We start from the raw sequence: 13,136 nt of genomic DNA on the forward strand, positions 1-13,136 counted from the left end.
ACCCTTTTAAACAGCAACTATAATGTAAAATCATAAAAAAATAAAGTGTTATTTTTGTAGACTAAATTTCCATTTTGAAACAAATTCTCTTTAAAAATACCAACATCTCCTATTCCGATACCGGGAAAGGAACGGTTATTGTCTTGCTTCATGGTTTCTTGGAAAACAAAGGCATGTGGGATTTTTATATTCCGGAGTTTACTAAAAAAAACCGCGTCATCACGATTGATTTATTGGGACATGGCGAAACGGAATGTTTGAGTTACGTACAAACAATGGAAGATAATGCCGATGCAGTTCACGCTGTTTTATCGGAATTGCGCATCCGGAAAGCCATTTTTGTCGGGCATTCTATGGGCGGTTACGTGGCTTTGGCTTTCGCAGAATTATATCCTGAGACTATAAAAGGATTGGTTTTGTTAAATTCAACAACAAGAGCCGATAGCGAGGAACGAAAAACAAATCGGGACCGAGCTATTAAAGCCGTAAAACAATCTTTCATAAATTTTGTTTCACTATCAATCGCTAATTTATTCAGCGAATCCAATCGAGAGAGACTTTCGTCAGAAATTGAAAGAGTAAAAAAAGAAGCCTTAAAAACACCACTTCAAGGAATCGTTGCCTCACTCGAAGGAATGAAAACAAGAAAAGACCGGGAAGTTTTATTGCACCTCACACCCTATCCAAAGCTATTAATTCTAGGCGAAAAAGATCCTGTCCTAAATTATGAAGAGACTAAAGAACAATTAGAAAACACTACTGTACAATTCGTAAATTTCCCAGACGGACACATGAGTCATATCGAGAACAAAGACCAGTTATTGAAAGAATTGTTGGCTTTTTTCAAAAGTATTTAAATTATTTTCTCTTCAAAAGGAATATTCTCATCTAAAATTTCACTCAACAAAAGGACAATCTGTTCGAGATAATTACTCAAAACTTCTTCATTTATAATTGAATTAACCTCTTTGTCTTCTTTAAAATTAAACGGAAGAAATCCTGCTTTCAAATTTTTAAAAGAAATAATTCCCGCTTCAATTGGTTTTCCCTTTGCTTCATGCTCATACATATAAGCATACGCCAGTACCTGAATAATTTTATCGCTTTTAATATCTTCAATTAATCCTTTCCAGGTTTTCAAAGTAACACTTGCCTTTTCAACTTTTCCCGTTTTATAATCGATAATTCTAATGATTCCGTTGCGCTCTTCAATTCTGTCTACATTTCCTTTTATCAATACCGGAAAAGGCAAATTAGGATGATTTAAAGTACGACCAAATGTTTGCTCCAAAGCGATGATTTTGATTGCATCACCATTCTTAATACTTTCCAATTCCACTTTTAGGAAATTTGAAACGTTTCGTTTGGCGACTTCAAACGCCAATAAATTTCTTCCTTTTTTGATTTCACCTTCTTTATAAACCAATTTGAATTGCTTGAGAACCTCAGCATCAATTTGTTTGAAACAGTTTAAAATATTACTTTCGGATATAAATTTCCCAATAAAAGGTTCATATAAAACTTTCAAAGTTTCATGAATAATGGTTCCCAAAGTATTTAATGCTATATTTTCCTCGACTTCTTCGACTTCGCTGATGCGCAAAATCTTCTGAAAATAAAACTGAATTGGATTTCGGATATAACTCGTCAATGCTGATGGCGAAAATCCTTTTTCGGCAATTTCTTTCAGTCGCACCATCACACTTTCCGATTTTGGAATTACCATCGGCTGATATGCTGTTTCAGGCAAAACAGCATTATAAATTTCATGAGTAAGCGTATGATTATTTTGTTTTTCTACTTCCAGTTGGGTGATGAATCGGCTTTTTTCGCCAGCATCCAATCCTTCACTTTCGGTATTATATAGCAAGTAAATATTTTTGGCGCGTTGTAATAAATGATAGAAATGATAGGTATAAATGGCATCTTTTTCTTTGAATGTCGGCAAACCCAATTCGCGTTTCACATCATAAGGAATAAAAGAATTCTGCGATTTCCCAGCCGGAAATTTCCCTTCATTCATCGAAGTGACAATAACGGTATCAAAGTCCAAAACACGGCTTTCTAAAACTCCCATAATCTGCAAACCATTCAAAGGTTCTCCTTCAAAAGAAACTTCAGCCAAATCAATTACTTGTTTGTAAATCGCATAGAGTGTTTCTATTTTATCAATATGTTCATGTTTCGAATAGTAATTAATTAGTTTATTAATGACTTTGAAAATAGCAAAAACAAAAGCTTTGGTAATTTTCTCTTCTTCGTTGTCATTACTTAAATTGTTCTTTATAGTCTGCAATAATTTAGAAATTGTCTCTAATACCGGAATTGAGCCATGCTCCCATTTTTGGAATAACAATAGAAACAACTCGCTTGGATCAGTATTCAATTCCATCAATTTATGATAGGTAATAAATGTGTAATTGTTTTGATTGATAATTTTGACTAGCGCATTGGTTTTCGCATACGGTTCCACCAAAGGATGTGTCAAAATATCTAATACATCTTTGTAATACAACACATAGCTTTTAGCATTTCTGGACAACGCATTCGTATGCATTTTAAACAATTTTGCAATCAAAATCTGGGCTGGATTGTTCTTACTCGAATAACCCATCGTAATATTCAAAGCACCAACGCTTGACGGTAACGAATATAAAAGTGGAACCAAAAGATTTTCCTCGCCAAGAACCACAGCCACTTTATCAAGCTTGCCTTCAGTCCCGAGGCTTCGGGATTCATTGATTACATTTTCAATAATACTTCCGGTAATTTTGGCTTGACCTATAGTTTTTGGTGTTCCAATAACTCGAATGTTTTTAGTCTGCGAAAAATCATTTACGATCCATTCAAAAGGATGGAGTTTATAATGCTTCCAGCTTTCTTTGAAACGCCTTACAAACAATCCTGCATCATGATACGGGTCATTTAGAAAGGTTTGATCGACATCCCAATATATTTTGGCTTGATCAGAAGCTATAAGATGTTGGATTATTTTTTCTTCGGCAGCATTCAGCGCATTAAAACCTGCAAACAGGAATTGTTTGTTTTGTACTGAATTCGAAAAATGGTTTAGGTTATTAACCGCTTCACGGTAAATCAAACCTTGATAACCGATTCCTTTATTCAATAAATGAGTATAAAGTGATTGATAGTAATTAGGCAGTAATTTCCAAAAATCAATGTATTTCTCTAATAATACGGTCTTATTTTCGACTTCAATCCCCCATTTTTTGATATCTTCAATATCTTTCAGATACGAAAGAACGTGGGATGGCTCCAATAAATACCGGTCAATTTCATTAAAATCCTGTAATAGTGTTTTCGCCCAATTGGCAAAGAGTTCGAACGATTGTTGGTTTGCTTTATCAGTAATTGATAAATAGACTTCATAGAATTCAAATAATAGCTCAATCGGATCAATGGTACGAATGCCTGCTATATCTTGAACAAAATCTTCAATACTTATAATTTCAGGAGAAAGTATATTTGTGGTTACCTGATTTTTCAGCGCTTCAATTAAAAATATTTTTGCCCTTTTGTTTGGCAAAACTACAATCGCATTGGATAGATTATCTGAATATTTTTCAATTAAAACTGTGGCTATTTTATCTAAAAAAGAAGTATTTGTCATTTTATAAAAATAAAAAAACGCCCCGATAAATCGAGGCGTTTTCTAAAAAATTTTGAAGTAGATTATTTTTGTAACAATACTTCAGTTCTTCTATTTTGAGCTTTTCCTTTAGCTGTTTTATTTGTTGCAACTGGTGTACTTTCACCAAAACCTACAGCATTTAAATTATCAGAACTAATACCTCTTTCAACTAAAGCATTTTTAACAACATTTGCTCTAGCTTCAGAAAGTTTTTGATTGTATGCATCTGAACCATCGCTATCTGTGTGCCCTTCAATACTGAATTTAGCATTAGGATAGTTTTTAAGAATATTTGCCATAGCATCTAATCTTGCAGGAACGTCAGCAGTTTTAAAAGTAGCTTTACCTGAATTAAAGTAAACTGCTCTAGCTTGAATTTTAAGATTGTCTAAAGCTTCAGTAGTTACTTCAGGACATCCTTTGTTACTAGCTGGACCAGCAACAGTAGGACAAGCATCATCTTTATCTAAAACTGAATCACCATCAGTATCTGGCCAAGGACAACCTGCATTTTCTTTAGGACCTGCAACAGTTGGACATTTGTCATCTTTATCAGCAATTCCGTCTCCGTCAGCATCTGGACAACCTTTTAAAGCAGCTAAACCAGCAACTTCTGGACAAGCATCATCTTTATCAGCAATTCCATCTCCATCAGTATCAGGGCATCCGTTTAATGCAGCTAAACCAGCAACTTCTGGACAAGCATCAGCACTATCTTGGATTCCATCTCCATCTGTATCAGGACATCCGTTGAATTGTTTTAAACCAGCAACTTCTGGACAAGCATCATCTTTATCATATATTCCATCACCGTCAGTATCTTTACCACCAAATTTGAAGATAAGACCTGCAGTATGTTGGAAATGAGAAGGAGAATCAATAACTCCATTGTTATCTTCTCTATCTCCAAAAGATTTTTTGTAAGTTGTTGTTAAAGAAAGTCCTATGTTTTCAGTAAACCAGATATTCAATCCAGCACCTGGATTAACAGTTCCAAAACTGTCTTTTCCTAAGAAAGTATAACCACCACCAACAGCAAGAGAAGGATCAATTACTTTAGATTTAATCAAGTTCATAAAACTGTATCTAATAGTACCATCGATACCATAATACATTAAATCCCCAGGATTAGTTACAATATAACCACGAGAATCATGACCTGGAGTAGTTGGACGAAAATAAACAGCTTTTGTAATTTTATTTACTGACCCAGAAAGTCCAAATGAGAAATTATCTCCAATGTATCTAGATACACTTAAATAAGATACTGAAGGAAGAATATTCCAGTTGTCTTTAACAGCAAATGGCTGAGAAAAATGTGCATCTAGCCAATTGTGTCCACCAGTAGCACTAGCTTTGGTGTTAACGGCATTAACCCCAAAAGAGATTGCCCATGGATTGTTACTGTCTTGTGCGTTAGAGCTTAAACCCAACACCATCATTACAGCAACTAAAAGTTTGTTAAGATGTTTCATACTTAATTTTTTTAATTACAATTTAGTTAATTATAAGACAAAAGTAACCCGTAAATTTTTAACTACAAAATGAAATGTTAAAAAAAACAATAATATTGGAGCCAAAGTGGTAATTATATAACTTTCAATAAAAATTATATAACTTCCAACATGCGCCCAACTTCAACAAAAGCACTAATTGCCTTGTCTAAGTGAGCAGTAGTATGCGCTGCGGATAGTTGAACTCTAATTCTCGCCTTATCCTTAGGAACTACAGGAAAGAAAAAACCTATAACATAAATTCCTCTTTTTAAGAGCTCATTAGCCATATTCTGAGACAATTTGGCATCATATAACATTACAGGAACAATTGCCGAATCACCATCAATGATATCAAAACCAGCTTTTTTCATTCCTTGCTTGAAATAATTTGTATTCCATTCTAATTTGTCACGTAAGACAGTATCTCTTTCTAATATTTCAAAAACTTTGATAGAAGCACCTACAATTGCGGGCGCAAGTGAATTAGAAAACAAATAAGGTCTGGAACGTTGACGTAAAATTTCAATAATTTCTTTTTTGGCAGTCGTATAACCTCCCATAGCCCCCCCAAGTGCTTTTCCCAATGTTCCTGTAATAATATCTACTCTTCCCATTACTCCTTTTGCTTCGAGCGTTCCTTTTCCGGTTGCACCAATGAATCCGGCGGCATGACATTCATCCACCATAACCATAGCATCATATTTATCCGCCAAATCACAGATTTTATCCAAAGGGGCCACAACTCCGTCCATAGAAAAAACGCCATCAGTAACAATTAATTTAAAACGACTTCCTGCCTCTGTAGCTTTGATTAGTTGTTGCTCCAAATCTTCCATATTGCTATTTTCATAACGATAACGAGCCGCTTTACACAAACGAACACCATCTATAATAGAAGCGTGATTCAAACTATCTGAAATTATCGCATCGTTTTCTCCTAACAGCGGCTCAAAAACACCTCCGTTAGCATCAAAAGCCGCAGCATAAAGAATAGTATCTTCGGTTCCATAAAATTCAGAAATCTTTTTTTCCAATGTTTTATGGATGTCTTGAGTCCCACAAATAAAACGTACTGATGACATTCCGAAACCGTGTGTATCCAAAGCATCTTTAGCGGCCTGAATTACTTCAGGGTGAGATGACAATCCAAGATAATTATTGGCACAAAAATTTAAAACTTTCTCACCTGTCGAAATAGTGATTTCAGCTCCTTGTGGCGAAGTGATGATTCTTTCTTTTTTGAAAATTCCATTATCTTCAATAGTTTGCAATTCTGACTGTAAGTATTCTTTGATTTTTCCGTACATTTTATGTGTTTATTAAAGCCGTTATTTATTCATTTTCAATAGTAGCTCACAAATTTACTACATCGATTTCTTTCCCTATGTATATCAATGCCTTTTTAACTACTTTGTACCCCATTTTCTCAATAGCATCTTGATAATTCTCCAATTGTTGTTGGTATTTAACATTATGTGTTCCAGTTTTATAATCCAGTAATAATACTTCTTTGTCTTTTGTCAAAACCATTCGGTCAGGTTTAATGGTTTTACCTTCTTTTTGAATAATAGTTTGCTCATTCAAAACTTCATTCCCTTCAGCAAAACAAATTTCTAATTCACTGTGATTAACAATTTCTTGAATCGTATTAAAAACTGTCTCTTTTTGACCAAAAGTTATCAATCCGTTTTCAATGGATTTTGTAATTGCCAAATCAACATCGTTTTTAGTTTTTACAAAAGATAAAATTTCATGAATTACATTTCCGTATTCTATAGCTTCCTGCTGATGCGTCCCCCACATTAATGCTTCTCGCTGGGCAATTTTTATATTCTTTGGATTTAGAATTTCTGAAACTAAAGGAATCGTTTTTGAAGTATCGATGTGTAGTTTTGCTGAAGATAATTTCGTTGCATTTCCAAATTCATATTCCAATTTGTTTTCATCAAATTCGCCTTTGTTACCCAAATAATTAATAAAAAACGTACACATATTATTTTTTGGAATTTCACCTTTACTCGATAAATTCATATTTGATATTACATACAATTGTTCTTCTGCTCGGGTTAAAGCCACATACAAAACATTAATATTATCCAATAATTCTTCCTGCTTTTTTTGATTGTAAACGAATGATGCTTCCTCTCCAAATCCTTCAACCGCGCTACTATTGTCAATTAAAACTTTGGGCAAACCAAAATCTTGTTCTTCAGCATTAAGCCATAATTTATCTTTTGGTTTCCGATTATAATCTTCCTCAGCAAAAGGAAAAATCACAACAGGAAATTCCAATCCTTTCGATTTATGAATCGTCATAATCCGAACGGCATTAGTCCCTTCAGGAGACGGAATGCTGAATTTCTCTGCATTTTTATCCCAAAAATTCAGGAAATCAGAAATTCCAGCTTGATTGCGAATGTCTCGCTCTAAAACAATGTCCAAGAAATATTGAACGTAGGCATTCCCCTCCCCAACCCTCCCCGAAGGGGAGGGAGACGAAACCGATAAGTTGGAATTTTGAATTTCTTCTTGTATTCTTTTCAAAACTTCTGAAATACTCTTTATAACTTGCTCATTGGTAAATCGAATGACTTTATAGCCTAATTTATTTAGAGTAATTGTCCTATTATTATCTAACTCAACTTGTTCTTCGGTAAAATGATAATCCCCATCTACTTCAACAACCAGTTTTTTTGACAAACAAACAAAGTCAACAATAAAATCATCTATCAAATGTTGTTGCCTGAATTTATAATCTTCAAATGATTTAGATTTGAGTTCCATCCAAAGAACTTTCTCGGCATGAGTTGGCTGTTTCCTCATCTCTTTTGCTTTTTCAATTAAAAGATGAGAATAATTTCCACCAGTCATGTACCCTAATTTATCCACACGATTCACTATTCCGTCACCCTTCCCTTTGGAGAGGGCTGGGGAGAGGAATTTACTTATTATAGTTTCCACCGCCTCATACAATGATTTTTTTCGAATGTTTTGAAACGAAAGTGAAACATCGAAACTCATCAACCAATTTTCGAAATCAGTTTCTTGAAACAATGACATTCCTTTGGCAATGAAATCATGAATCGATAATTTATCCTGACTGTTTTGAGCTAAATATTGAAGAAAGTTTGCTTTGGATTCCAAATCAGAACTGTTTTTCAAGTATTTCAATAAATGAATAATCAATCGAACTTCGGTGGCATTTTGAATCATCAAGGTTTCTGATGACAAAAGCGGAATTCCTTGCTCAGTCAGATAATTAGCAATTGCAATTCCTTGGTCTCGTTTTCGAGTCAGAATGACAATATCTTTGTATTGAAATCCTTGTTTAAGGACTTTTTGAATTGTATTTAAAGTCGCTAAAACATACAAATCTGTTTTATCCAACGTTTCTTCATCTCCCGAAGTTTCAGGATTATCGTCTATTTTTTCCACTTTTGGGATGAAAGAAATGTTTACATAGCCACCAGTTTTATCATTAGTTTTTTGATGGCTGTGATTTTCATATAAATCTTTATAATCCAAATGTTCAAATTCATTCGACAATAATTTAAAGAAATCATTATTGAATTCGATTATTTGCGAATAACTACGGTAATTTTTATCTAAATGTTCGAGTTTTTTATCCGGATTATTGAACGGATTTTGGTCTTTACTCAATTCGATAAACTGTTCTGCTTTTCCACCACGCCATCTGTAAATAGATTGCTTGGGATCGCCCACAATCATCAAAGTTCCTTTTGCACCAAAATCATCCTGACCCGAAAGCGCATTATCGATCAGTGGAATCAGGTTCTGCCATTGCATTTCGGAAGTATCCTGAAATTCATCGATAAAAAAATGACGGTAGCGTTCACCCAATCGTTCGTATATAAAAGGAGCCGGCTGATTCTGAATCTCACGATGGATAATCGCATTAAATTCAGAAATGGAAAGCACATTTTGTTCTTCCTGAATTTTGGCCAATTCATTGCTGACCGTATTTAGCAATGACAAAGGCGTAATGTTTTTTAAGAACGCTTTATAGAAATTTATCTTTTCGAAAGCAGTATAAACTTTAGTCAGGATTTGCAAAAATTCAGGAATCAAATTTTCAATAATTGCTCGGTCTTTTGCAGTTTTATTGATAGCAATATCATCAAACTCATGAAAAGTTTTATTCTTGGGATTGAACTTCCCTTGCTGAATACTATTAATATGATTTGGAAAAGTACCTCTAGAAAAGGATTTTACATCAATTCCGTTTTTATCAATTAATGATAACACTTCTTCAGCAAAAACAATAGTTTGCTTTTCCAAAACTTTACAGGCTTCGGCTAGTTTATTTTTTATTTCTACAAACTCCGCAATGGATTTATCTTGAAAATGAGTGATTTCGTTTCTATTATTTTCGTTTAAAACCAACCGACCGGTTTCGAGAATTTCACGAGAAATATCCCAAGACTTATCATCATCCGTTTTTTCCATCGTGAAATCGATTAACAGTTTTGTCAATGTTTCATCTTCTCCGGCTTGCGCGATAATTGCATCGACGGCTTCTATTAATAAATTTTCGGTATCCAAAGTGACTTCAAAAGTCATGGGTAAATTCAAATCATGTGCAAAAGCACGAATGACTTTATGCGTAAATTTATCGATGGTGGAAATATCAAAAGCAGCATAATTATGAATGATGTGCTTGATGATTTGCTGTGATTTGATTTTTATTTCAATGATAGAAAGTTCCGTATCTATGGCCAAATCCTGCATTAAATCCTGCGCTTTTTGTGCCGGTTCGTCTTTGGCAAATTCGGATAAACTGCCTACAATTCTGCTTTTCATTTCGTGAACCGCTTTATTGGTAAACGTAATGGCGAGAATGTTTCGGTAGGCATCATTTTTTTTTGCAACAAGGATAATTTTCAGATATTCTTTGACAAGCGCATAGGTTTTTCCGGAACCTGCCGATGCGTCGTATATGGAGAATGAAGGTCTTTGCATTAAGATTTTAGATTTCTGATTAACGATTTTAGATTTCTGATTTAGAATTAGCGTTCTAATTTCCCAAATCCCCTAGCCCTGATGGAAACGGCATCCTTTTTATATGGTGATTTTTCATCACCTTATAAAAAGATATAGTAAACAGCAGGAAATAGCTCCTAAAAACACAACAATTTTTAGGTTACTTTTAAAATTTGTCCCGAAACTTCGGGATAAAACTTAAAAGTAGTATTTTTGCAGCATGGAAACAAATAGACAGAAAAAAATAGGTGGGGTTATCCAAAAAGATTTGGTTGACATTCTGCAAGGTGAAGTGAGAAAAAACGGAGTTACAAATTTGATAATTTCGGTATCCAAGGTTGTTGTAACTTCAGATTTATCAGTAGCTACAGTACATTTAAGCATTTTTCCTCAGGATAAAGCAAAAGAGATTTTAGAGGCGGTTAAGTCCAATTCTAAAACAATAAAACATGATTTATCACAACGTGTTCGTTTACAATTAAGAAAAGTTCCCAATTTGGTTTTCTTTATCGACGACTCTTTAGACTATATCGAAAAAATTGACAATGCCTTAGCTAACAAAGACAATCCTATTGAGAATAGAGATCTTTTGGACAAACGCAGATTTCAATAAAATTTGAATTTCCCCCTTTACATAGCCAAACGCTATATTCGTAGCAATAGTAAAAACAATGCAATCAATATCATCAATCGGATTGCCAGCATGGGAATTATTGTTGGCGCAATGGCTTTGTTTGTGGTTTTATCTGTTTTTAGCGGATTGAAAGTTTTTAGTCTTTCGTTTACCAATGACATTGATCCCGATTTAAAAATAAGCAGTACTTTAGGTAAATCCTTTCTTATTTCTCCAATACAGGAAAGCCAAATCAAGAAAATTGATGGGCTAGCTTCTTATACTAAAATAATAGAAGAGCGGGTTTTATTCACTTTTGACGGAAAACAGGAAGTTACTTACTTAAAAGGAGTTGATTCAAATTTTAGTAAAGTAAATGCTATTGAAAAGAAACTTTTCAACGGGCAATGGCTAAAACCGGACACTTATCAAGTAGTGGTTGGTTACGGAATTGCTCAAAAATTCTCGATGGGATTACTTGATTTTAATCATCAATTGGAAGTTTTAGTTCCAAAACCAGGAAAAGGCGCTATCGAAAATCCAGAACAAGCTTTTAATAAAACGGATATTATTCCTGTTGGGATTTATGCCATCAGCGAAGATCTTGATTCGAAATATGTTTTTGCCGATTTAGGTTTAGCTCAGGAATTATTGGAATACAAATCCAATCAGGTTTCGGGGATTGAAATCAAAGAAAAAGCTGGCGCTGATGAAAGTGTCATCATCGATCAACTTCAAACTATTTTTAATAATACTATTACTGTAAAAAACAGAGCTCAACTCAACGAATCGCTCTATAAAATGTTGAATACCGAGAATATAGCTGTGTATTTAATTTTCACCTTGGTGATTGTTGTGGCACTTTTCAACTTGATTGGCGCACTGATTATGATGATTTTGGATAAAAAAGGAAACCTAAAAACCCTTTTTAATCTTGGAACCGAAATCAAGGATTTGCGAAAAATATTCCTGCTTCAAGGCACTTTATTGAGTGTTTTTGGCGGAATTATCGGGTTAGTTTTAGGGATTATAATTGTGTTACTGCAACAACATTTTCAACTGGTTATGATTACGCCTACACTGGCGTATCCTGTAGTTTTCTCTCTCGAAAATGTATTGATTGTTATGGAAACTATTGTCACCCTAGGTTTTATTGCTTCGTTGATTGCAAGTAGTCGCGTGAGTAAAAAGTTGTTAGATTAAGATTTCCCATTTAAAAAAAAATTCCACTAATTTACACGAATTAATTTGTGCAAATTAGTGGAATTCGTGTTTAAATTATTTAACTACACTACTTCGTATCCTACATACGCTTCTTCGATTTCATTCAAAGCGGCGAACAATTCTTCAGGACGATCTAGGGTTACTAATTTTTGTTTGTAGGTTTTAAAAGAATGAATTCCTTTAAAATAATTGGTGTAATGTGGTCTTGTTTCAACAATTCCTAATCTTTCACCTTTCCATTCCATTGCCCAGGTGAGGTGATTCCGAACTGCTTCTACTCTATCAACAACGGTAGGTTTTGGCAAATGTTCCCCGGTTTTGAAGTAATGTTTGATTTCGTCAAAAATCCAAGGATAACCAATAGCAGCACGACCAATCATGATTCCATCAATACCGTATTCATTTTTATAATGTAATGCTTTTTCCGGAGAATCGATATCGCCGTTTCCAAAAATAGGCATTGTAATTCTTGGGTTGTTTTTTACTCGAGCAATGTGCGACCAGTCGGAATGGCCTTTGTACATTTGTGCGCGTGTTCTGGCGTGTATGCTCAAAGCAGCAACACCAATGTCTTGCAAACGCTCCGCAACTTCATCAATATTAATGGAATTATCGTCCCAACCCAAACGGGTTTTTACGGTTACTGGCAAATGGGTACTATCGATAACAGCCTGAGTCAAACGAATCATCAAATCAACGTCTTTTAAAACGCCAGCACCAGCACCTTTGCAAACGACTTTCTTAACGGGACAACCAAAATTAATATCTATTAAATCCGGGTTTACAGCAGAAACAATTTTGGAAGACATCGCCATGGCTTCTTCGTCACCACCAAAAATCTGGATTCCAACTGGTCGTTCGTAATCGAAGATGTCTAATTTCATTCGGCTTTTAATAGCGTCACGAATTAATCCTTCAGAAGAAATAAATTCAGAATACATCATATCAGCTCCATGGGCTTTACACAATCTGCGGAAAGGCGGATCGCTCACATCTTCCATAGGTGCGAGAAGTAAAGGGAAATCAGGTAATATTATGTTGCCAATCTTGATCATCAATTTATTTTTTTGCAAAGATAGTTAAGAAAACTCGGTTATGAAATTTAATCTGATGTGTGACAATCATTTAAAATTAATAATTATTTTTACGA

At 34.5% G+C, this 13,136-nt stretch carries 8 protein-coding genes; 3 read left to right on the forward strand and 5 right to left on the reverse strand.

Annotated features, from left to right (window positions below; all coding sequences use genetic code 11):
* The first annotated feature begins 74 nt into the window (after nt 1–74).
* Nucleotides 75–857 (forward strand): alpha/beta fold hydrolase, encoded by a 783-nt coding sequence (locus ACM55H_RS00260; protein WP_416834593.1) that lies wholly within the window; start codon nt 75–77, stop codon nt 855–857.
* Here the strand turns inward: ACM55H_RS00260 and ACM55H_RS00265 are convergent.
* From ACM55H_RS00265 to ACM55H_RS00280, 4 genes are all read right to left on the reverse strand, one after another.
* Nucleotides 854–3,631: a PD-(D/E)XK nuclease family protein gene (locus tag ACM55H_RS00265; RefSeq protein WP_416834594.1), complete on the reverse strand. Its 2,778-nt coding sequence runs from the start codon at nt 3,629–3,631 to the stop codon at nt 854–856. The two genes, ACM55H_RS00260 and ACM55H_RS00265, sit on opposite strands and share 4 nt — an antisense overlap.
* 62 nt (nt 3,632–3,693) lie before the next feature.
* A complete protein-coding gene (locus ACM55H_RS00270; protein WP_416834595.1) occupies nt 3,694–5,127 on the reverse strand; it encodes an OmpA family protein in 1,434 nt (477 codons plus the stop codon).
* Between the two features lie 134 nt (nt 5,128–5,261).
* On the reverse strand, nt 5,262–6,455 hold the full coding sequence (kbl, locus tag ACM55H_RS00275) for a glycine C-acetyltransferase (protein WP_416834596.1): 1,194 nt from the start codon (nt 6,453–6,455) through the stop codon (nt 5,262–5,264).
* A 46-nt stretch (nt 6,456–6,501) separates the two neighbouring features.
* Nucleotides 6,502–10,128, reverse strand: a complete 3,627-nt coding sequence (locus ACM55H_RS00280) for a UvrD-helicase domain-containing protein (RefSeq protein ID WP_416834597.1) — start codon at nt 10,126–10,128, stop codon at nt 6,502–6,504.
* A 241-nt stretch (nt 10,129–10,369) separates the two neighbouring features.
* Between ACM55H_RS00280 and rbfA the strand changes: the two genes are divergently transcribed.
* Together rbfA and ACM55H_RS00290 are read left to right on the forward strand one after the other, a co-directional pair.
* On the forward strand, nt 10,370–10,762 hold the full coding sequence (gene rbfA / locus ACM55H_RS00285) for a 30S ribosome-binding factor RbfA (protein ID WP_416834598.1): 393 nt from the start codon (nt 10,370–10,372) through the stop codon (nt 10,760–10,762).
* A gap of 3 nt (nt 10,763–10,765) precedes the next feature.
* On the forward strand, nt 10,766–11,965 hold the full coding sequence (locus tag ACM55H_RS00290; RefSeq protein WP_416834599.1) for an ABC transporter permease: 1,200 nt from the start codon (nt 10,766–10,768) through the stop codon (nt 11,963–11,965).
* 83 nt (nt 11,966–12,048) lie between these two features.
* Here the strand turns inward: ACM55H_RS00290 and dusB are convergent, their stop codons facing one another.
* On the reverse strand, nt 12,049–13,041 hold the full coding sequence (gene dusB, locus ACM55H_RS00295) for a tRNA dihydrouridine synthase DusB (protein ID WP_416834600.1): 993 nt from the start codon (nt 13,039–13,041) through the stop codon (nt 12,049–12,051).
* Between the last annotated feature and the right edge of the window lie 95 nt (nt 13,042–13,136).

Source organism: Flavobacterium cryoconiti (assembly GCF_048158645.1).
Classification (GTDB): Bacteria; Bacteroidota; Bacteroidia; order Flavobacteriales; family Flavobacteriaceae; genus Flavobacterium; species Flavobacterium cryoconiti.